The organism is Arthrobacter sp. 754, from assembly GCF_040548695.1.
Classification (GTDB): Bacteria; Actinomycetota; Actinomycetes; order Actinomycetales; family Micrococcaceae; genus Arthrobacter.
Map to the genome: position 1 here is coordinate 395,349 of NZ_JBEPSC010000001.1, position 19,939 is coordinate 415,287.

A 19,939-nucleotide genomic window follows, 5' to 3' on the forward strand; every position below is an offset into this window, starting at 1 on the left:
ATTGCAGGCCACCTTCCTGCTAAGCTCTAGGACGTCCCGCTGGCAACGGCAGGATCCCTGGATTGCCCTCGTAGCTCAGGGGATAGAGCGTCTGCCTCCGGAGCAGAAGGTCGTAGGTTCGAATCCTATCGAGGGCACAATGAAACCCCCACCGCTTGTCTTAGCGGTGGGGGTTTTTGTATTTGGTTCGCTTTGGTTATCCGATTATCAGCCGCCTTGGTTTTGCGGGACCGGGATGGCTCCGGGGCATCCTTGGCCGTGCGGATTTTGATTGCAGTCGTCCGCGTAGTTGCGGGTGATGGAGCGCCACACGCTGACAGTCTGCGGCGGGGCGCTGAACTGGCCCTGGCCGGGGATGGGTAATGGTGGCCCGCTGTTGACCGAGTACGTTCCTTGGAAGGACGTTGTCAGGACCACCTGGAAGTCGCCCGTATTCGTGTAAACGTGACTGGTTCTCGTCTTCTCTCCCCAGCGCTCCTGCGGAAGGGGTCCGCCCATGGACGGCTGAGGACCGAACACGGTTCCGTCGCCGTAATTCCAGGTGTACTGAACCGGTGTGGCGACTACGTGCACTTTCTGGCCGAACATGGTGACATCGAACTGCTGCTCGGCGGCGTTTGCGTAGAAGTTGGTTTCAGCCCCGCGTAGGGTGTGCGGGCTCGGCTGCGCCACGACCGTCCCTGCATTGACCGGCAGACTTTGGAACTGCTGTTGGATCTCCGCGGCAATCTGCTCAAGCACGTCAACGGGTTTTTCGTCATAGATACAAGTTGGGCCTGCAAAAAAACTCCACACACGCGGAGCAAAGTCCGCGAACGACCGATACCAATTTACGCTTCTTCCGTCGTCGCCCGCTGTGCAGGCGACGTCCGGCCCAGTGCAATTGGAGCCGTCAAGAATCGGGTCAGCCCTGCACACGTGCTTGTACAGGTAGACATACGGATCGTTCTCCGCCACCCCCATAGGTACTTGAGTCCAAGATCCTGAATCAGGGTGCTGAAACCACGTCCCGAGAGTGGCGCCCGTTTCGTCCCACTCGCCCTTGACAGGTGAGTCAGCTGCAGAGGCGGCGGTGCCTGATGAGAGTGTCAGATAGCTGAGCACTAGAAGTACGCCAATCGCGCTACGGGCAATCTCTTTCATTTTTCATTGACCAGATGCTCAACGGTTTTCGCCTTCCACTGACCATTTTCAAATGTGGAAATCATGATATCGCCGATTGCGGGGCCGCTCTTAGATGTCTCGTCCAAGGTCTTGTCGGCTCGGTAATAAGAAACTGGATCCTGTCGGACTTGAATCAAGACCTGATATTCACCGGGTGTTACCTCAACGAACTTGGTCTGCGCCCCCTCGACCACCATTCGCCCGCCGACAAGCCACCTACCGTCCGAGTGCCAACCTTCGACAACCTCTTTAACCCTCCCACAGCTACCACAGTCAGGACCCGAGATGCTTTCGAGTGGTTTGATATCCCCTGTCTCGTAGGCGTACGTCAAAGTGGCATACCAGTACCGGGCAAAGGCCTCGAGTCCTTCCTTCGTCTCGGTCCTCGCCACTTCGGGCAGCACCGGAAGGGGAACATTTTGGGCTCGCCCTGTTGCGTCCGCGGGTTTGTACGTTGCGGTTGGCGTTGGGGTTGCTCTCGGCGAGATGGACTCAACAGCTGAGGATGTCGCTGTGGCGGCCGGGCCGGGGTCACCACCGGAATTGCAGCCCGAAAGCGCGGCGGCCGCTGCCACGACAAGGGCAACGCTGACCCCTCGGATGCGCCAAGACGAAGTGAGTTTGTGCGATGTCATGGGCAGCTAATCCCCCGATAGTTTTCAAAACGCATTGCTCCGGACAATGACTCAAGGGTAGCCCAGCCGACATTTGGGTGATCAAAGTTATCCACAGCTACCCGCCCACGGTTCTACCACCCGGGAATTGATATAAAAAGTCACATGCCGATGGCACACCCATATCTCGGAAGATTTAGGCAGCGAAAAGTGGCTCCGTGAAAGCGGACTACGTTGCCGCCCTGCTGCTCGTCTCCAACCAGAACCAGTCGGCAATGTCGGACGTACCAGGCTGGACGGTGTCCGCAAGCACGCCGAGCAACACAGCCTCTGAGCTCCAGCGCTCGGCGAGTGGCGGGCTTAGCCATTGTTCCGGCAGTTGTGGTGGTTCCCAGTCGGGGTATTCGCTGGCGTAGCGTCTGCCTGACGGTGAGATCCAGCCCGGCGGTTCGTGTTTGGTTGCCGGGCCGGGTGTCCAGCCGCCGGTGTGCCGGAGCTTGTGGTGTTTCGGGCAGGGCTGGGCCAGGTTGGTGATGCCGGTGGTGCCGCCGTGTGCCCAGGCGAGGAGGTGGTCCGCTTCGTTGTCCAGGGATTGGTTGTGGCAGCCGGGGAACGGGCATTTTCCGTCGCGGAGGCGCAGCCATTGGCGTTGGGCTTTGGTGACCGGGTAGCTGGTCCGGCCGATCTCCAGCGGTGCCCCGTCCCTGGGGTCGATCAGGACGCGGTGGAACGACGTGGCGCCGTATGCGATGAGCCTGCGTGCCATGGTGACCGGGATCGGCCCGAACCCGTCCAGCATGGCCGGTTCATCGGTGGCGCCGAGGAGGGACATGATGGGCACGGTGAGAAGGACCTGCGCCCGTGGTGAAGGAACCCGCCCCGCGGCGCTTCCGTCCGCGTCCCCACAGAGGAGCAGGGTGGCGGCGATGTCGGCACGCATCTGGGTCATGGTGCGGTCCTCGTCCTGGCCCTGCAGGGCGCGGGCGGCGGCGGTGGTGCGGTTCCAGATCCCGGCGGCCTGGTCAGCGGGCAGGTACGCCGAGAGCCAGGCCATGCCGTCCCGGTCCGGCCGGTATTCCAGCCGCCGGTCCGCGACACTTCTGGTGTGGCGTTTTTCGATGCTCACCGGGTGATGGCGTTCCCGCCAGATCCTGGCCTTGTGCCGGAACCGGGACGGGACCAGTTCCCCGGCCGGGCAGCCCCGGTTGGGGTTCTCCGCCCCGGGTCCAGGAAGTGCGCCTCCAACGCCTGAGCAGCAGAAGCGTCGAGGTTGGCGATTTCGTCCACCATGACCCGGGCATGCTGCCAGGACAGCGACCCTGCCGTCAGAGCGGAAAGGGTCAGCGGCAACGCGGTGGTCAGGGCCTGGGATTCGGCCAGCAGGGCCCCGGCGGTCCGTTCGCTGACGGTCAGCACACACGCGACCTCTGCCACGACGGCCATCTCCTGCGCCCGATCAGAGGTATCGGGGGACGCCAACGCCTGGGCCGTGCCGGCATACCCGGCTGCCGCGTGGACCGCCACAGCGGCGACCTGCGAATTGAGCCTGGCGGTAAGGGCCAGCGTGTCCAACCAGCCATCGGCTTCCCGGCGCAACGGATTATCAGCAGCGCACCCAGCCAGCCGGGCAGCGTCCGCGTTCCCGGTGAACCCGGTATGCCCGGCAACACTGGCCGAGTCCGTGCCGCCCTGAACCGCAGCGAGCAGCGCCGCCGCGGAGGCACAAACAGCCTCCGCCGCCTCAACCGCCACCCTGTTTCCCATACCTCTACCCTGTCAGGGGGCACTGACATTTATGGTGACCGGGTTCTGCAGCCGCCCTTCTCTGCAGCCGCCCTATTCTGCAGCCGCCATTCACGCAGCACAACTCGAAACTGCCGGCAGAGGCGCAGGCTCTGCTGGGCTACAAAGGCAGCATCCTTGGAAGGGAATGCAGCCCCCCCGTGACAACCCGCCGCCGTCATACAGTCCATTCCAGCTTGAGTCAACGCCTTGCAGAGCCTCCGCGTCGGGCGGCAGATCGAGCCACCTGGTGAGCCTGCCCAAGATTGTCAGTGGCCCCTCATAGGCTGTTGATACCAACTTCAGGGGGTAGGCCATGCACCGTCCAGCTACATTTTGTTCCATCATTCCGCCCTACCTGCTGCGGCGTTTGGCCCGGCAGGACGCACCGCAGTTCCAGAGCGCCGCCCGCGCGGCAAAGGAAGCGTTGAGCCACGTGAGGTCGGTCCTGTCCGCCAGGACCCAGCCTGCTCCCGCAGCTCCGCATGGGCTGCGGGACGTCAAACCCGGTCCGCCCAACCGAAGCGTTTACGACGCGGCCGGCTCTGAGATCCTGCCCGGCAAACTGGTGCGCAAGGAAGGCGACCCGGCTTCCGGCGACGTGTCCGCAGACGAAGCTTTCGACGGCCTCGGGCACACGCACCGCCTGTATGCTGACGTCTTCGGCCGGAATTCCATCGACGGCGGGGGGCTCCCGCTCGACGCCGCTGTGCATTTCGGCAAGCTCTACGACAATGCCTTTTGGGACGGACGGCAGATGGTCTTCGGAGACGGCGATGGCGAAATTTTCCAGCGCTTCACAAGCTCGCTGAGCGTCATCGGCCACGAGTTGGCCCACGGAGTCACCCAGTATTCCGCCGGCCTGGCGTACCGGAACCAGGCGGGCGCAATCAACGAATCGATGTCGGACGTTTTCGGAGCGCTCGTGGAACAGTACGTCAAAAACCAGACCGCCGCGGAGGCAAGCTGGCTTGTTGGTGAGGGGCTCTTCACGCCCCAGGTGCAAGGTACGGCCCTGCGCTCCCTGAAGGCCCCCGGCACCGCATACGACGACGACGTGCTGGGCAAGGATCCCCAGCCCGATTCGATGGACTCTTACGTGCGGACCAGCGCAGACAACGGCGGCGTCCACATCAACTCCGGCATCCCTAACCGCGCCTTCTATCTCACCGCTGAATCCCTGGGGGGAAACGCCTGGGAGGCGCCGGGCCGGATTTGGTACGACACCCTCACCGGCGGCTCGCTCCCTGCCGCCGCCACTTTCAGGATGCTGGCCCGGGCGACGGCGGCGTCCGCCGTCGAGCTTTATGGTTCCGGTTCGGCGGAGCATGACGCCGTCCGGAAGGCGTGGGAAACTGTGAAGGTAAAGCTGTAACCAGTGCTTTGCCATCCCGCCGAGCGGACGGCCAAGCTGCAGGGAAGACCAGGAACCAGGCCATGAAAATCAGTGTGGAGCGCACCGGCGGCCTCGCCGCGCTGACACGGGTATGGACGGTGAACGCCGTAACGGAGAGCGCGAGAAACCAGTGGCAGCCCATCGTTGAAGCATGCCCTTGGGATGCGGTGCCAAAGACAGTCCGGGCAGCAATCGCTGAAACCGCTGCCCCCCAGCCGGATCGGTTCATCTACTCGATCAGGGCTGGTCAGCACCGCGCCGCCCTGCCGGAACAGGCCGTCACGGGTCCGTGGCGTGTATTGGTGGACACGACGCGCCAGGCTGCGGAAGACTCCCCTGCCGGACCCGCTCAGGTTCGCCAGTAAGCGGTAGGCGAATAACTGGCCCGCTAATAATTACCCCACTGATGCGAGCTGGCCGCGGAACGCCCGGCGGTAGGACTGCGGGCTGGTGTCCAGCACCTTCGCAAAGTGGTGGCGGAGCAGCACAGGATGCCCGAAGCCGGATTCCCGGGCAACCTCATCGATGTTGAGGTCCGTGGACTCCAACAGTTCCTGCGCCCGGATGACCCGCTGGGAGTTCAGCCAGGCAGCCGGCGTCGCCCCGGTCTCTGAGCGGAAGCGGCGCGCGAAGGTCCGGTCCGACATGTGCACCCGGGAAGCCAGGTCACTGACGGTGTGTTCCCGGTCAAGGTTCTGCACCATCCAGCGCAGCAACGCCTCCATTGGCGCCGACCCGCAAGTGGGCATTGGCCGGTCAATGAACTGTGCCTGGCCGCCGTCGCGGTGCGGGGGCACCACCATGTCGCGGGCGATGGCTGCCGCAACGTTGGCGCCCAGTTCCACGCGCACCAGGTGGAGGCAGGCATCAATCCCCGCCGCGGTCCCGGCGCTGGTAATCAGGTTGCCATCCTGGACATACAGCACGTTTTCGTCCACGCGTACCTCGGGGTACCGGCTGGCAAGCTCCTGGGAATAGTGCCAGTGCGTGGTGCAGCGCCGGCCGTTCAGGATGCCGGCGCGGGCCAGCGCGAAAGCGCCGGAGCAGATGGACATTACCCAGGCTCCCCGGGCGTCAGCCGCCCGCAAGGCCTCCATCACGGATTCCGGAACATCTTCGTCCCGCCCGTAGGGGGCCATGATCACGAGGTCGGCATCCTTGGTGGCTTCGAGGCCCAAGCTGACGTGCATTGAGAGGCCCGATTTCATCCGGACGTCGCCAGGTTCAGGCGTACAGACACGGAAGTCGAACGCCGGAACCCCGCTGCCGCGCTCTGACCTGTCCAGGCCAAACACCTCGCACGCGGTGCCGAATTCGAAGATGGCAAAGTTGGGAACGACGATCACAGCTACTGTCTTCAGCATGCTTCCATTATGGCAGAAATTTGCTCTTTTTGGTCATTTCTGCCACTGTTTTGAAGGCAGCCCCCGGAGCAGGATTGAGCCATGGAAATCTTCGGAATCATCCTCCTTGTACTGCTCCTCCTCGTCCTGGCAGGCACCGTCGCAGCGCTCCTGCGCGACGGCCTCGGCCACAATCCTCCTGTCACCTCCGATCAGGCCTGGTCCGCCCTGGACCTGCCCAGCTCCAGCTACACATTGCGGATATTCTGATCCGCAGGCTTTACCCCACCCATCCGAACGGCACGCAGGGACCCGGCCCATCAGGAGCCGGGTCCCTGCGTGCTGTCCGGGTTCCCGGCTCTGGTTGTCCAGCCAGAAGCCGGCCGGCGAGGACGGGAAACAGCCGATGCCCCAGTAGACTGGCAGCAGCCATGACATTTCATATCTCCTACCCTGCTGAGCTGCCCGTTTCCGAGCGCCGCGAGGACCTGATGGCTGCCATCGCCGCCAACCAGGTGACCATCATCGCCGGGGAAACGGGCTCCGGCAAGACCACCCAGATCCCCAAGATGTGCCTCGAGCTTGGCCTCGGCGATAACGGCCTGATCGGGCACACGCAGCCGCGTCGTCTCGCGGCCCGCACTGTGGCCGAACGCATTGCCGAGGAGCTGGGCGTGGAGATCGGCCAGGAGGTGGGCTTCCAGGTGCGGTTCACAGGGGAAGTCAGCCGCTCCACCAAGGTCAAGCTGATGACGGACGGCATCCTGCTAGCGGAGATTCAGCGCGATAGACTGCTGCGCAAATACAACGCCATCATCATCGACGAGGCCCACGAACGCAGCCTCAACATCGACTTCATTTTGGGCTACCTCAAGCGCATCCTGCCCCAGCGGCCGGATCTGAAGATCATCATCACCTCGGCAACCATCGATCCCGAGCGCTTCGCCAAGCACTTCGGCACGGACGAGGATCCCTCCCCCATCATCGAGGTTTCCGGCCGGACTTACCCGGTGGAGATCCGGTACCGGCCGCTGTCGCAGCCGGCCGGCGGTGCGGCGGACGACGACGACGCAGCGTCCGACGACGAGCTCGAGGAGGACCGCGACCCCCTGGATGCCGTGTGCGACGCCGTCGATGAACTCGCCGCTGAGGCCCCCGGCGACATCCTGATTTTCTTCTCCGGCGAGCGCGAGATCCGCGACGCCGCTGAGGCACTCAACGCGAGGATCCAGACGAACCGCCGGCTCGCAGGCACCGAGGTCCTGCCGCTCTTTGCCAGGCTGAGCCTGCAGGAACAGCACAAGGTCTTTCACCCGGGCAACAAGCGGCGCATTATCCTCGCCACCAACGTGGCCGAAACGTCCCTCACCGTCCCCGGCATCAAGTACGTGATCGATACCGGGACAGCGCGCATCTCGCGTTACTCACACCGCACCAAGGTCCAGCGGCTGCCGATCGAACGCGTATCGCAGGCGTCGGCGAACCAGCGCTCCGGCCGGTGCGGGCGCGTGTCCGACGGCATCGCCATCAGACTCTATTCGGAAGAGGACTTCGAGTCCCGCCCCCTGTTCACCGACCCCGAAATCCTCCGTACCAACCTGGCTGCCGTCATCCTGCAGATGACTGCCATGGGGGTTGCCCGCGGTCCCAAGGACGTGGAGAACTTCCCGTTCGTTGAACCGCCGGATTCGCGGGCAATCAACGACGGCGTGACCCTTCTACGTGAGCTCGGCGCCCTGAATGCCGTACGGCCCGGGGACGCGAAGAGCGGCGGGCTGACCGCCGTCGGGCAGAAGCTTGCCCAGCTCCCGGTCGATCCCCGGCTCGGCCGGATGATTGTGGAGGCGGGGAAGCGCGGCTGCGTCCGCGAGGTCATGATCCTGGCTGCTGCACTGACAATCCAGGACCCGCGCGAGCGCCCCACGGACAAGCAGCAGCTTGCCGCCGAGAAGCACGCACGCTTCCGCGACGAAAACTCCGACTTCACCGGCTTCCTGAACCTCTGGAACTACATCCAGGAGAAGCAGCAGGAACTCTCCTCCACCCAGTTCCGCAGGCTGTGCCGGACCGAGTTCATCAACTACCTCCGGGTCCGGGAGTGGCAGGATCTCTTTGCCCAGCTCAGGCAGCTGGCCCGGCCACTCGGTATCAGCCTGGATAACAAACGCCTTGCCGATCCGGTGGGCAACCACGAGGGAATCCATGTCAGCCTGCTGTCGGGGCTGCTGAGCCACATCGGCATCCTCGACGAACGCAAGCGTGAGTACGCGGGCGCGCGCGGCAGCCGCTTCGCGATCTTCCCCGGCTCTGCGCTGTTCAAGAAGTCCCCCACGTTTGTCATGGCAGCTGAGCTCGTGGAGACCAGCCGCCTCTGGGCAAGGGTCGCTGCAAAGTTCGATCCCGTCTGGGCAGAACAGGTGGCGCCGGACCTCGTCAAGCGCAGCTACAGCGAGCCGCACTGGTCCACGAAAATGGGCGCCGTCATGGCCTACGAGAAGGTCACCCTTTACGGCGTTCCCATCATTCCCCAGCGCCGGATTAATTACAGCCGCGTGGACCCGGTCCTTGCCCGCGAACTGTTCATCAGGCATGCGCTGGTGGAGGGTGATTGGAAGACCCACCACAAGTTCTTCCACCGCAACCGCGCCCTCCTCCTCGAGGTGGAGGAGCTCGAAGCCCGGATGCGGCGGCGCGGCCTGCTGGTGGACGACGAGACGCTTTTTGAGTTCTACGATGCCAGGCTCGGCCCCGAGGTGGTGTCCGAACGGCACTTCGACAAATGGTGGAAAGAGGCGCGTCAGAAGAACCCGGACCTTCTGGACTATGACAAGTCGCTGCTGCTCAGTGAAGACGCAGATGACCTGGACGAGTCCGCCTATCCCAAGACCTGGCTGCATAAGGGCTTCGAGCTGCCGCTGACTTACGAGTTCCATCCGGTGGCGCCCGGCTCGCCGCCCAACCCATCCGACGGCGTTACGGCCGAAGTGCCAGTGCTCTTTTTGAACCAGCTCGACGACGCCCCCTTCCGCTGGCTGATCCCGGGGCAGCGTGTGGAGCTCGTGGCCGCCCTGATCAAGTCGCTGCCGAAGCAGATCCGCAAGAATTTTGTCCCCGCCCCCGACGTCGCCCGCCAGGCCGTTGCCGCCCTGGAGTCGGACTTCGATCCGGCCAACGATGACCTGGAAGCTTCGCTGGAACTGGCCCTTCGCCGGATCCGGGGACAGGTCATCCCACCCGGGTCCTGGAACTGGGATGCCGTACCGTCCCACCTGCGCGTGAGCTTCAGAGTGGTGGACAGCAAGGGGAAGGTACTCGATGAAGGCAAGGACCTGGCTGCCCTCCAGGAACGCCTGGCGCCGGCAACGCGCCGGGCCATTGCGGAATCATTGGGCGCAACGCCCGGGACCACCGCGCCGAAGTCCGGGGGAAGGTCCGGTGCAATACCCGCAGGAAACTTGAGCGTGTCCGGAAACGGGATGACGCCCGGCACTGCCCCCGGCTTCCGCGAGCAAACCGGCCTTACCGAGTGGTCCTTCGGTGCTGTGCAGCGGCAGGTCAGCAACACCGTCAAGGGCCATACCGTCACCGGGTACCCTGCACTGGTGGATGAAGGGACCTCGGTGGCACTGCGCGTCTTCCAAACGCCATCGGAACAGCTGGAAGCCATGCGCGGCGGGGTGATCCGGTTGCTGGCGCTCAGGGTCCCCGCCCCGGACCGGTACGTCCTGGAACACCTGAACAACACCGAGAAACTCACGTTCAGCCAGAACCCGCACGGCTCCGTGTCCGCGCTGATCGCTGACTGCGCCCTCGCTGCGATCGACAAGCTGACCCCGGCTGAGTTGCCATGGGACCGAGAGTCCTTTGATGCCCTCTATGAGCGGGTGCGCGCCGAGCTGATCGATACGGTCTTCAGCGTGACGGCCGTGGTGGAGCGGATCCTGGCCAGCACCCGGCGAATCGAGAAGCTGCTGAAGGGGACCACCAGCCTTGCGCTGATCAGCGCCCTGAACGACGTGAAGAGCCAGCTCGAACAGCTGGTCTATCCGGGCTTCGTCGCGAAAACCGGGTACGCGCAGCTGAGCCAGCTCCCCCGATACCTCGCGGCCATCGAGAAGCGCCTCGAAAGGCTGCCGGGCAACGTCCAGCGCGATGCACTGAACATGGCCGTTGTCCAACGTTTGGAGGACGACTACGACGACGCCGTCTCGGCGCTGCTCCCCGGCCGGCGGGTCGGTGCCGAGTTGACGCAGGTGCGCTGGATGATCGAAGAGCTCCGGGTGAGTCTCTTCGCCGTCGAACTCGGAACCGCCTACTCCGTCTCCGAAAAGCGGATCAGGGCCGTGCTCAACAAAGCCCTCGCGCCGGCCTAAGCCCTCACGAGGCCCCCTAAGCCTGTCCGGCCGGCTTAAATCAGTTTCGGTCGGGCACGAACCCGCCGTAGCCGGCAGCCCGCAGACCTTCGCGGAGCTTCTCCGCGTTGGCGTCCAGGACGGCGGGGTCCGGGTTCTGGTCCGCCGAGGCGAAGTCGAAGTCAGCCATGCTCCTGGACGGCCACACGTGGATATGCATGTGGTTGATTTCGTAGCCCGCCACAATCAGTCCTGCCCGCTCGGCCGGGAAGACGTCCAGCTGGACGGCGCCGATCCGCCGGGCCACTTCCATGACCTTGGCGAGCGTCTCAGGAGACGCATCGGTCCAGCGGTCAACCTCCTCGGTGGGGACAACCAAGGTGTGCCCGTCGGCCAGCGGACCGGTTGTCAGGAAGGCCACGACGTCGGGCTCACGCCAGACGAACCGACCGGGAATCTCGCCGTTGATGATCTTGGTGAACAGGGTGCTCATGCGTTTGCCTCCTTGGCCGGGGCCTGCAGCGTGCTGGTGTCCAGCACAAAACGGTACTTGACGTCGCCGGCCACCATCCGGTCATAGGCGTCGTTGAGCTGGTCTGCGCGCACCAGTTCGATGTCGGCAACCACATCGTGTTCAGCACAGAAATCGAGCATCTCCTGTGTCTCGGCGATCCCGCCAATCAGCGAACCGGAGTACGAGATCCGCCGGCGGATCAGGGCCCTGGGGTCAACCGGCGGCATGGCCTCGGACGGGAGCCCCAGCTGGAACAACTCGCCGTCCACGCGGAGCGTCCGGAAGAAAGGGTTCAGGTCGTGCGGGGCGGCCACGGTGTCGATGATGAGGTCGATGCTGCGGTTCGCGGCGGCCATGGCGTCCGCGTCCCGGGACAGGACGACTTCGTCGGCCCCGAGTTCCAATGCCGCCGGTACCTTGGCCTCGGAGGTGGTGAAGACCACCACGCGCGCGCCCATGGCCTTGGCCAGCTTGACGGCCATGTGGCCGAGGCCGCCAAGGCCCACCACACCCACCACGTCGCCTTCCTCCACATCGAAGTGCCGGAGCGGGGAGAAGGTGGTGACTCCGGCGCAGAGCAATGGTGCGACGGCGGCCGGGTCAAGGTTGGCGGGCACACGGAGCACGTAGCGGCGATCCACCACCACGGAGGACGAATATCCGCCCTGGGTGATGGCGTCGCCGTTGCGGGGGTCCTTGGCCCCGTATGTCCCGGTGATGCCGTTTTCGCAGTACTGTTCCATACCGTTCAGGCAGCTTTCGCATTCCCGGCAGGAATCAACCATGCAGCCGACGCCCACCCGGTCACCCGGGGAGAAATCATCCACGGCCGAACCGACGCGGCTGACGGTTCCCACGATTTCGTGGCCCGGCACCAGGGGATAGTTCTGGGTACCCCATTCACCTCGGGTCGCGTGCACGTCCGAGTGGCACAGGCCGCAGAATTCGATGGCGATCTCGACGTCGTCCTCCTTGAGGGCCCGCCGTGCCAGGGTCAGCGGGACGAGGCCACTCTCGCCGGAAACGGCCCCATAGGCAGCGGCGAGGACGCCCGTGCCGCGATCGGGGGCAGGGGCCTCGGCCGGCAACACGGGGCGGGCAAGGGGCGGCGGTACCGGTCGTCCTGGAGTCATAGTGCGACGCTACCCCCGGTGGCCGCGGCATCGCCAATCGGCTCGCTGCCCGTGGCCACGGGGAGCCTGGGATTGTTCGACCATTCCGAGAATGACCCCGGATACAGGGCGGCCCGGAACCCCGCGATTTCGAGGGCGGCAACCTCGTGGGCTGCCGTGACGCCCGAACCGCAGTAGACAGCAACCCGAACGTCCCCGGTGATTCCCAGACCCTCAAACCGGCGCCGCAGCGCGTCCGGAGGAAGGAACCGTCCGTCCCTGTCCACATTCTCCGTTGTGGGCGCGCTCAGGGCGCCGGGAATATGGCCGGCCCTCGGATCGACGGGTTCGATCTCACCCCGGTACCTTTCGCCGGCCCGGGCATCCAGCAGGATGCCGGTTGCCGGCCAGCCTGCTGCTCCGGACGCGCCGATTGCTGACATCCGGCCGCGGCCACCGAGTGAAGCCTCAAAGGAAACGTTGCCGACGGCGGCCTCAACGGGCCCGGTGTCCACGTCCAGTCCGGCGGCCTGCCAGGCGGCCAGGCCGCCGTCGAGCAGGTACACCTCCTCGAAACCAGCGTTGCGGAGCATCCACCAGAGCCGGGCGGCAGCCATGTTCCCGTTGTTGTCGTATGCCACGACTGCATCGCCGTCGTTGATTCCCCAGCGCCTGGCGGTCTCCTGGAAATCGGCGGCGGAAGGCAGCGGGTGCCTTCCCCGGGACGGGTCGGCCGGTGCCGCAAGCTCGGTGGCAAGGTCGACGAACACCGCCCCGGGAGGTGCCCCTCCAGGTAGTGGTCCCGGCCATTGGGGTCGCCCAGGACCCAGCGGACGTCCAGCACAACAGTGGGCTGGCCGGCGGCAAGGCGGGCATCCAGGGCAGGTACATCGATCAGTGGACCCATTGTTCTCCCCGGCACGCCTAGATTTCCACCGATTCGCCGGCCGCAAGATGGGTGTACTCGGTGCCGTATTTATGTCCTAATCGGGCCACATGGGACTCTGCGATCTTCACTCCCATGTCGTTCAACAGCCCGTCGTGGATTTGGAACGCCTGGGGGGCCCGGACTGCGATGACAAAGTCCACCACCTCACTGACCTTGCTCCAAGGTGCATGGAGCGGCACCAGCAAGGTCTTGACATTGAGCCCGTCCGGAACAATGAAGGAGTCCCCCGGATGGTAGACGTTCCCGTCCACCAGGTAGCCGATGTTGGCCACAATGGGCACGTGCGGATGGATGAGCGCATGCTGGCCGCCGAAGCTGCGGATGTCGAAGCCGGCTGCCTCAAAAGTGGAACCGGGTTCAACGGTGTGGATCCGGGCGGCCTGCTGCGGCGCGTCCTCACGCAGGTGCGTGGCCACTCCCGCAGGAGCGAACACTGCCAGGTCCTCTGAGCCGCGGAGGGCGTTAACCACGGCCGGCACATCCACGTGATCGCCGTGTTCGTGCGTGACCAGGATGGCGTGCGCCCCGGCCAGCGCTTCCTTGGTCTCGGAGAACGTCCCCGGATCCAGCACGATCACACGGTTGTCCTTTTCGAGCCGGACGCAGGAGTGGGTGAATTTTGTCAGCTTCATAGCGCCAGCCTAGGTTCCGGCTCCATGACTGTCCAAGGAAAACAGGAGTGTCCAAGGAAAACCGGCCGGGCAGCACCGGCTGGTAATCTTGATGATTGCCACCGTCCCTCAGTGAAGCGAGTACCACCATGCCGTCCGGCACCAAAGCAGACGCGTCGCCGTCGAACGCTGCATCCGCGGGCGGCGCTTCCGGAACGGGGCCGGGCAAGGAGCAGCGCGTCACCAAACAGCGCCTGGCCGTCAGCGCCGCTTTGGACGAGCTGGACGATTTCGTCAGCACGCAGGAGCTGTACCGCATCCTGCAGAACCAGGGCGTCTCGGTGTCGTTGGCTACCGCCTACCGGATCCTCCAGTCCCTCGCGGAGGACGGCCTCGTGGATGTGTTGCGCAACGGCGAGGGCGAAGCCGTCTACCGGCGCTGCGCAGTGACCGGCCACCACCACCATCTCCTGTGCCGCAACTGCGGGAAGGCCGTGGAGGTCGAGGCCCCTGCGGTGGAAACCTGGGCAGCCCGGATAGCCCAGGAACACGGCTACACCGAAGTGGCCCACACCGTGGAGATCTTCGGGCTGTGCCCAGAGTGCACGGCGCTCAGGGCCGCCGGCACGCTCTAGGGAATTACCGCCTGGTAAATGCCCTCACGGAAACACCCCCACCGTCACTGGGCGTGAACGAGGCGCCCGTTGATGCCCTTCCTGGCCCGGAATGTCCCGATGACGCGGCACACGACGTATATAAGGAATGACAGCGTGGTGACGTAGGGACTGATCGGGATGCGCCCGCCCAGCGCGAGCAAAATTCCGCCCACGGTGGCCGTCACGGCGAAAACAACACTGAGCACCACCAGCGCCACCGGGGAGGACGTCACGTGCAGCGCGGCCGCGGCCGGGGTGATCAGCAGAGCGAGCACAAGCAGCGCCCCCACCACCTGGATGGACAGCGCCACACTGACGCCCAGCAGCACCATGAAGATCAATGCGAGGGTCCGCACCGGTACACCGCGGGCTTCGGCCAGCTCAGGGTCAACGCTGGCAAAGTTCAGCGGGCGCCAGATGATGACGAGTGCGGCGATCACGGCCACGGCAGCGCCGGCCAGCACCTGGAGCTGGACGGTATCGACTGAGACGATCTGGCCCGTCAGGAGGCCGAACTTGTTCGCCGCCCGCCCCTGGTAGAGCGACAGGAAAAGGATGCCCAGGCCCAGACCGAACGGCATGATTACGCCGATGATGGAGTTCTTGTCCCGGGCCCGGACCCCCATCAGACCCAGGAGCAGCGCCGCAGCCACCGACCCGATCAGCGAACCGAACACGATGTCCGCACCGATCAGCAGGGCAAAGGCGGCGCCCGCGAATGACAGTTCGGAGATGCCGTGGACGGCGAACGCCAGGTCCCGTTTCATTACGAAGGTGCCCACCAGTCCGCCCAGCACGCCCAGAACCGCCCCCGCCCAGATGGAGTTCTGGACCAGTACCAGCAGTTCCCCGTAGTTCTCGAAGCTGAAGATCGCACCGATGATGCTGTCCGCGTCCATTAGGCCACCTCGCCGGCCGTGACGGGAACAACGTCGTGGTGGTGCGTGGTTGCGTCCGGCAGGCCGACGACGACGATGCGCCCGTTGGCGTGGATGACTTCCACGTGGGATCCATACAGGTCCGAGAGAACCTCGGTGGTCATGACTTCCTGCGGGGTACCTACCCTGAAGCGGCCGCCGGCCAGATAGAGCACCCGGTCAACGTAATCGATGATGGGGTTGATCTCGTGGGTGACGAACACCACCGCGCTGTTCTGTTCGTGGCACTGCTTGTTGATGAGCGCGCTGACGGCCTGCTGGTGATGCAGGTCCAGGGATAGCAGGGGTTCGTCACACAGGAGGACCTTGGGGTCGGTGGCCAGGGCCTGCGCGACCCGGAGCCGCTGCTGCTCACCGCCGGAGAGCATCCCGACGGGAACCTTGGCGTAGTCTGTGGCTCCGACGAGTTCCAGCAGCTCGTCGATTCTGCGGTTTGCCCGGGACATGCCCAGGCGCAGGCCCCACCGGTGTCCGTCGACGCCGAGCCCCACCAGGTCCCTGGCACGCATGGGAGTGTCCGGGGCAAATGATTTCTGCTGCGGGATGTAGCCGATGAGGCTGCTCCCCCGCTCCACCGGGCGGTCCCCCAGTGTTGCGTGGCCGGACTGCAGCTCCTGCAGCCCGAGAAGGACCTTCAGGAAACTGGTCTTTCCGCTGCCGTTGGGACCCAGGACTGCGAAAAACTCGCCCGGGTTGATGTCGAGGTCAAGATCCTCCCAGAGCGTCCGTTTACCGAACTGCAGGGACGCCCCGCGGAGGCTGACCACCGGTTTCAACTATTTTTCTCCAAAACTTTGCCGACGTTCTCAACATTGTCCGTCATCCACTCCAGGTACGTCTTGCCCTCCGGAAGGGTTTCGCTGAAGTCTATGACGGGAACACCGGCCGCTTCCGCCGCCTTCTTCAGGGCTTCGGTCTGGGGGCCTTCGGTCTGGGAGTTGTAGGCCAGGAACCGGAGTTCCTTGGATCCTGCCAGGTCCGTGGCAGCCTTCAGGACGGCGGGCGGGACATCGGAGCCTTCTTCGATGGCGGCGGTGTAGTCCGCAGGTGTCCGATTCTCCAATCCCGCCGCTTCGAGCAGGTACATCGGAACAGGCTCGGTCACGGCCACGGGTGCACCTGCACCGCTGGCCTTCAGCGCCGCAAGCTTGCCGGCCAGGCCGCCCACCCCGGTCTTGAAGGTGGCAGCATTTGCCGTGAACACGGCGGCTGACGCGGGTTCGAGTTCGCCCAGTTTGGCCGCCACGGAATCAGCCAGCTTGCCCATCGCGTCCACGCTGTACCAGACGTGTTCGTTGAACTCGCCGTGGTCATGCGCATGCCCTGCATCCGTTTCACTGGCAGCCCCGGATTCGACGGCGGCCGGCGACTCGGCGCCGGTTTCCTCCGGCGCCAGGCCTGAGACTTCCACGGCCGACACGATCTTGCTGTGTGGAATGTTGCTGTCATCGGCCAGTTTGTGCAGGAAGTCGTCGTACCCGCCGCCGTTTTCGATCACCAAATCGGCTTTGGAGACCAGGAGCCGGTCCTGCGCGTTTGCCTCGTAAGAGTGCGGATCCTGGCTGGCCTGGTTGATGATGGAGGAGACGTTGACCTTGTCCCCGCCCACCTGCCTGGCGATGTCCGCGTAGACGTTGGTGGATGCCACGATGTCTACCGCGCCGGCAGAGGTCTCCGAACCCGACGGCGGCGCAGTCCCGCTGCCCGGGCTGCAGGCCGTCAGGAGAAGGCTCAGGCCCGCGAGGGCTGCGAGGGGCGTTCGGATGGCGGCGGGGTGACGCACGGAAACCTCAAATCAATACAGGAATGGACTTTTCTGCTTTACGGAGTCTATCCCTAAATGGGAATGATTCCTATTTAGAAAAGACCTCGGGTCCGGCCGGCGCCCACTCTAGTCACCATTGGGCTGCCCGAGCCGCCTGATTCCGGTCGCCTGGGTGGCATCCCGGATCTCGCCCACGAGCTGCTCGATCACGTCCTCAAGGAACAGGACTCCATGCGTCTGCCCGTCGGCGCCGATCACGCGGGCAAGGTGCGAGCCCGTGCGCTGCATGACCGACATTGCTGTCTCTACTTCGTCGTCCAGGGAGAGATTAGCCAGCGACCGGATCCGGCTCTCGGCGATGGGATGCTGATAGTCCGAGTCGGGGATCGACAGCACATCCTTCACGTGCAGGTAGCCGGCGATGATGCCGTCGTCATCGAGCATGGGGAACCGGGAGAACCCCGTCCTGCTCACGGCTTTTTCGAATTCCACCGGTGTGGTGGCCGCTTTCAGCATCACCAGGTTATCCAGCGGCACCATGATGTTCGATGCCGTATATTCCGAGAACTCGAGCGCGCCGGTGATCAGCCCCTGGTCGTCATCCACCAGCCCGTGGCGGGTGGACTCCTGAACGATCGACTGGACTTCCTCCAACGTGAAAGACGAGTTCACTTCATCCTTGGGCTCAATCCGGAGCAGCTTGAGGATGTGGTTCGCAGACCAGTTCAGCGCCACGATGGCCGGGTTGACCAGCCTTGCCACGAACATCAGCGGCGGAGCCAGGAGCAGTGCGGCCTTGTCAGCCACGGATACCGAGATGTTTTTCGGCACCATCTCCCCGAAGGTCACATGGAGGAAGGTCACCACCATCAGGGCGATGGCGAAGGCTGCGACGTCGGCGACCTCCACTGGCAGCCCCACGGCTTCCAGCGGCGCAGCCATCAGGTGATGGATGGCCGGTTCGGCCACCTGCAGGATCAGCAGGGAACATACGGTGATGCCCAGCTGCGCGCAGGCCAGCATCAGCGAAACGTTCTCCATGGCCCGCAGGGTTGTCTGCGCCCGTTTGGAACCGGCGTCGGCAAGGGGTTCAATCTGGCTGCGCCTCGCGGACATCACCGCGAACTCGGCGCCGACAAAAAACGCGTTGCCAAGCAGGAGGACTATCAGCCAGAGAATTCCGGCCCAGTCACTCATCGTGCGCTCCTGTCATCCGGAGCGGGCTCTGGTTCGGGCGAGACCGGGTGGAAGCAGATTCTGTCGATCCTTCGGCCGTCCATTCTTGTCACGCTCAGGCTTCCCCCGCCAACAGGGACGGTGTCGCCCACGAGGGCGATGCGGCCCAGCTCGCTCATGACGTACCCGCCGACGGTTTCGTAGGCAGACTCGTCCGGAACGGTGAGGCCGGGAATCTGTTCGGAAAGCTCGTCAGGACGCAGCAGTCCGGGAAAGTACCAGTCACCCGAGGCGCTTTGGAGCAGGCCCGGGCGGACCTTGTCATGTTCGTCGGCCACTTCACCCACGATTTCCTCCACGAGGTCCTCAAGGGTGGTGATGCCAGCCGTTCCGCCGTATTCATCGAGTACGACCGCGAGCTGGAGGTTTCCTTCCCGCAGTTCGGCCAGGAGGGCATCAAGGTGGATGGTCTCCGGCACCCGGAGGACATCGGTCATGATGGCACCGGCCTCCAGGTTGGCCCGGCGGTCCCAGGGCACGGCAACGGCTTTTTTGACGTGGACCAGGCCTTTGATGTCGTCGGAGGACTCGCCGATAACAGGGAAACGGGAGTACCCGGTGCGCCGCGCGGCGTCCAGGATTTCCGAGACCGGCTGGTCGGCGTCGATGGTTTCAACGCGGATTCTCGGCGTCATGACATCGGCGGCCGTCCGCGCCGAAAAGTTCAGCGTCCGCGCCACGAAGTTGGCCGTGCCGGCGTCGAGCGTTCCCATGGCGGCGGAGCGCCGCACCAAGGAGGCAAGCTCGGCGGGCGTCCGGGCACCGGAAATCTCTTCCTTGGCTTCAAGACCGAAGATGTTCAGTACTTTGTTGGAGAAGCCGTTGAGCACCACGATGGCGGGCTTGAAAATCGCCGTAAAAACCAGCTGTGGCCGCGCCAGCGCTTTGCCCACCGGAAAGGAGAGCGCGATGGCCATGTTTTTGGGCACCAGTTCGCCGAGCAGCATGGACAGCAGCGTGGCCAGCGCCATGGCGATGACGAGGGAAATGGATGCGGCAGCCACTTCGGGGATGCCGACGGCGGCCAGCGGACCTTCGAGGAGCCGGCCCACGGACGGTTCCATCACGTAACCGGTCAGCAACGTGGTGAGCGTGATGCCGAGCTGGCAGCTGGAAAGCTGGGTTGAGAGGGACTTGAGGCACTTCAGGAGCGGTACAGCTCCGGTGTCACCGTTGTCGATGGCACGCTGGACAGTGGCCTGGTCAAGAGCAATAAGGGAAAATTCGACGGCGACGAAGAAACCGGTGCCGGCGATCAGCAGGAAGCCTGCCGCGAGGAGCAACCACTCCATTCAGCATCCCGCCAAAATGGCCGGAGTCCGGGGAATGCTGCCAGGCGGAGGATGGTCGGCCGGGGCCGATGATGTTTCCACAGAGGCTCTGCCGGCATGAACCGAGGGAGAGTGATGGGCGCGTGAACGGGGTTTGCCGGCTCTGCGGGTGGACTGCGCGGCGCTGCTGTTTACGCTCCGCTGACAGCCCCCAGGCCGGCACCTAGATTTACTGT

Annotated in this window: 16 protein-coding genes, 1 tRNA gene and 2 pseudogenes; 6 read left to right on the plus strand and 13 right to left on the minus strand. The window is 64.4% G+C overall.

The window, feature by feature from the left end; all coding sequences use genetic code 11:
* The first annotated feature begins 64 nt into the window (after positions 1-64).
* Positions 65-137: transfer RNA gene (locus ABIA70_RS01910), tRNA-Arg, on the plus strand.
* A 70-nt stretch (positions 138-207) separates the two neighbouring features.
* On the opposite strand, the gene ABIA70_RS01915 is transcribed toward ABIA70_RS01910, so the two are convergent.
* The 3 genes and pseudogenes from ABIA70_RS01915 to ABIA70_RS01925 all read right to left on the minus strand — a co-directional run bounded on the left by ABIA70_RS01915 (position 208) and on the right by ABIA70_RS01925 (position 3,542).
* Positions 208-1,143: a hypothetical protein gene (locus tag ABIA70_RS01915; RefSeq protein ID WP_354145920.1), complete on the minus strand. Its 936-nt coding sequence runs from the start codon at positions 1,141-1,143 to the stop codon at positions 208-210.
* Positions 1,140-1,799 (minus strand): DUF6318 family protein, encoded by a 660-nt coding sequence (locus ABIA70_RS01920; protein WP_354145921.1) that lies wholly within the window; start codon positions 1,797-1,799, stop codon positions 1,140-1,142. Before ABIA70_RS01920 ends, ABIA70_RS01915 begins: the two co-directional genes overlap by 4 nt.
* Positions 1,800-2,007: 208 nt before the next feature.
* Positions 2,008-3,542 (minus strand): annotated as a pseudogene (locus ABIA70_RS01925) (HNH endonuclease signature motif containing protein).
* A gap of 334 nt (positions 3,543-3,876) precedes the next feature.
* Between ABIA70_RS01925 and ABIA70_RS01930 the strand changes: the two are divergent.
* Together ABIA70_RS01930 and ABIA70_RS01935 are read left to right on the plus strand one after the other, a co-directional pair.
* The gene (locus ABIA70_RS01930; protein WP_354145922.1) at positions 3,877-4,935 is read left to right on the plus strand and encodes a M4 family metallopeptidase; all 1,059 of its coding nucleotides are present in this window, start codon (positions 3,877-3,879) and stop codon (positions 4,933-4,935) included.
* A gap of 62 nt (positions 4,936-4,997) precedes the next feature.
* Positions 4,998-5,321, plus strand: a complete 324-nt coding sequence (locus tag ABIA70_RS01935) for a protealysin inhibitor emfourin (RefSeq protein ID WP_354145923.1) — start codon at positions 4,998-5,000, stop codon at positions 5,319-5,321.
* A gap of 30 nt (positions 5,322-5,351) precedes the next feature.
* Here the strand turns inward: ABIA70_RS01935 and ABIA70_RS01940 are convergent, their stop codons facing one another.
* Positions 5,352-6,320, minus strand: coding sequence for a GlxA family transcriptional regulator (locus tag ABIA70_RS01940; protein ID WP_354145924.1), 969 nt, complete (start codon positions 6,318-6,320; stop codon positions 5,352-5,354).
* Positions 6,321-6,401: 81 nt separating this feature from the next.
* On the opposite strand from ABIA70_RS01940, the gene ABIA70_RS01945 reads away from it, so the two are divergent.
* A complete protein-coding gene (locus ABIA70_RS01945) occupies positions 6,402-6,569 on the plus strand; it encodes a hypothetical protein (RefSeq protein WP_354145925.1) in 168 nt (55 codons plus the stop codon).
* A gap of 161 nt (positions 6,570-6,730) precedes the next feature.
* On the plus strand, positions 6,731-10,672 hold the full coding sequence (gene hrpA / locus ABIA70_RS01950; RefSeq protein ID WP_354145926.1) for an ATP-dependent RNA helicase HrpA: 3,942 nt from the start codon (positions 6,731-6,733) through the stop codon (positions 10,670-10,672).
* A 40-nt stretch (positions 10,673-10,712) separates the two neighbouring features.
* Here the strand turns inward: hrpA and ABIA70_RS01955 are convergent, their stop codons facing one another.
* The 4 genes and pseudogenes from ABIA70_RS01955 to ABIA70_RS01970 form a co-directional block, all read right to left on the minus strand.
* Positions 10,713-11,144: an HIT family protein gene (locus ABIA70_RS01955; RefSeq protein ID WP_354145927.1), complete on the minus strand. Its 432-nt coding sequence runs from the start codon at positions 11,142-11,144 to the stop codon at positions 10,713-10,715.
* Positions 11,141-12,298 carry an NAD(P)-dependent alcohol dehydrogenase gene (locus ABIA70_RS01960; protein ID WP_354145928.1) on the minus strand — a complete coding sequence of 386 codons (1,158 nt, stop codon included), beginning with the start codon at positions 12,296-12,298 and terminating at the stop codon, positions 11,141-11,143. Before ABIA70_RS01960 ends, ABIA70_RS01955 begins: the two co-directional genes overlap by 4 nt.
* Positions 12,295-13,184: pseudogene (locus ABIA70_RS01965) on the minus strand (sulfurtransferase). Before ABIA70_RS01965 ends, ABIA70_RS01960 begins: the two are co-directional and overlap by 4 nt.
* Positions 13,185-13,201: 17 nt before the next feature.
* Positions 13,202-13,858 (minus strand): MBL fold metallo-hydrolase, encoded by a 657-nt coding sequence (locus ABIA70_RS01970; RefSeq protein ID WP_354145929.1) that lies wholly within the window; start codon positions 13,856-13,858, stop codon positions 13,202-13,204.
* A 128-nt stretch (positions 13,859-13,986) separates the two neighbouring features.
* Here ABIA70_RS01970 and ABIA70_RS01975 point away from each other — a divergent pair, with 128 nt between their 5' ends.
* Positions 13,987-14,472, plus strand: coding sequence for a Fur family transcriptional regulator (locus tag ABIA70_RS01975; RefSeq protein ID WP_354146571.1), 486 nt, complete (start codon positions 13,987-13,989; stop codon positions 14,470-14,472).
* Between the two features lie 44 nt (positions 14,473-14,516).
* Here ABIA70_RS01975 and ABIA70_RS01980 read toward each other — a convergent pair whose 3' ends face one another.
* From ABIA70_RS01980 to ABIA70_RS02000, 5 genes are all read right to left on the minus strand, one after another.
* Positions 14,517-15,392 carry a metal ABC transporter permease gene (locus ABIA70_RS01980; RefSeq protein ID WP_354145930.1) on the minus strand — a complete coding sequence of 292 codons (876 nt, stop codon included), beginning with the start codon at positions 15,390-15,392 and terminating at the stop codon, positions 14,517-14,519.
* Complete coding sequence (locus ABIA70_RS01985; protein WP_354145931.1) at positions 15,392-16,207, minus strand: metal ABC transporter ATP-binding protein; 816 nt, start codon at positions 16,205-16,207, stop codon at positions 15,392-15,394. The genes ABIA70_RS01980 and ABIA70_RS01985 overlap by 1 nt, the downstream gene beginning before the upstream one ends.
* A complete protein-coding gene (locus tag ABIA70_RS01990; RefSeq protein ID WP_354145932.1) occupies positions 16,204-17,214 on the minus strand; it encodes a metal ABC transporter solute-binding protein, Zn/Mn family in 1,011 nt (336 codons plus the stop codon). The genes ABIA70_RS01985 and ABIA70_RS01990 overlap by 4 nt, the downstream gene beginning before the upstream one ends.
* Before the next feature lie 108 nt (positions 17,215-17,322).
* Positions 17,323-18,393 carry a hemolysin family protein gene (locus tag ABIA70_RS01995; RefSeq protein WP_354145933.1) on the minus strand — a complete coding sequence of 357 codons (1,071 nt, stop codon included), beginning with the start codon at positions 18,391-18,393 and terminating at the stop codon, positions 17,323-17,325.
* Complete coding sequence (locus ABIA70_RS02000; RefSeq protein ID WP_354145934.1) at positions 18,390-19,724, minus strand: hemolysin family protein; 1,335 nt, start codon at positions 19,722-19,724, stop codon at positions 18,390-18,392. The genes ABIA70_RS01995 and ABIA70_RS02000 overlap by 4 nt, the downstream gene beginning before the upstream one ends.
* Positions 19,725-19,939 lie beyond the last annotated feature (215 nt).

Bases quoted from the DNA above. Each gene is read 5' to 3' on its own strand.
- ABIA70_RS01970 (WP_354145929.1), bottom strand. From the start codon at position 13,858: ATGAAGCTGACAAAATTCACCCACTCCTGCGTCCGGCTCGAAAAGGAC.
- ABIA70_RS01945 (WP_354145925.1), top strand. From the start codon at position 6,402: ATGGAAATCTTCGGAATCATCCTCCTTGTACTGCTCCTCCTCGTCCTG.
- ABIA70_RS02000 (WP_354145934.1), bottom strand. From the start codon at position 19,724: ATGGAGTGGTTGCTCCTCGCGGCAGGCTTCCTGCTGATCGCCGGCACC.
- ABIA70_RS01980 (WP_354145930.1), bottom strand. From the start codon at position 15,392: ATGGACGCGGACAGCATCATCGGTGCGATCTTCAGCTTCGAGAACTAC.
- ABIA70_RS01975 (WP_354146571.1), top strand. From the start codon at position 13,987: ATGCCGTCCGGCACCAAAGCAGACGCGTCGCCGTCGAACGCTGCATCC.
- ABIA70_RS01915 (WP_354145920.1), bottom strand. From the start codon at position 1,143: ATGAAAGAGATTGCCCGTAGCGCGATTGGCGTACTTCTAGTGCTCAGC.
- ABIA70_RS01995 (WP_354145933.1), bottom strand. From the start codon at position 18,393: ATGAGTGACTGGGCCGGAATTCTCTGGCTGATAGTCCTCCTGCTTGGC.
- ABIA70_RS01955 (WP_354145927.1), bottom strand. From the start codon at position 11,144: ATGAGCACCCTGTTCACCAAGATCATCAACGGCGAGATTCCCGGTCGG.
- ABIA70_RS01935 (WP_354145923.1), top strand. From the start codon at position 4,998: ATGAAAATCAGTGTGGAGCGCACCGGCGGCCTCGCCGCGCTGACACGG.
- ABIA70_RS01940 (WP_354145924.1), bottom strand. From the start codon at position 6,320: ATGCTGAAGACAGTAGCTGTGATCGTCGTTCCCAACTTTGCCATCTTC.
- ABIA70_RS01960 (WP_354145928.1), bottom strand. From the start codon at position 12,298: ATGACTCCAGGACGACCGGTACCGCCGCCCCTTGCCCGCCCCGTGTTG.
- ABIA70_RS01920 (WP_354145921.1), bottom strand. From the start codon at position 1,799: ATGACATCGCACAAACTCACTTCGTCTTGGCGCATCCGAGGGGTCAGC.
- ABIA70_RS01930 (WP_354145922.1), top strand. From the start codon at position 3,877: ATGCACCGTCCAGCTACATTTTGTTCCATCATTCCGCCCTACCTGCTG.
- hrpA (WP_354145926.1), top strand. From the start codon at position 6,731: ATGACATTTCATATCTCCTACCCTGCTGAGCTGCCCGTTTCCGAGCGC.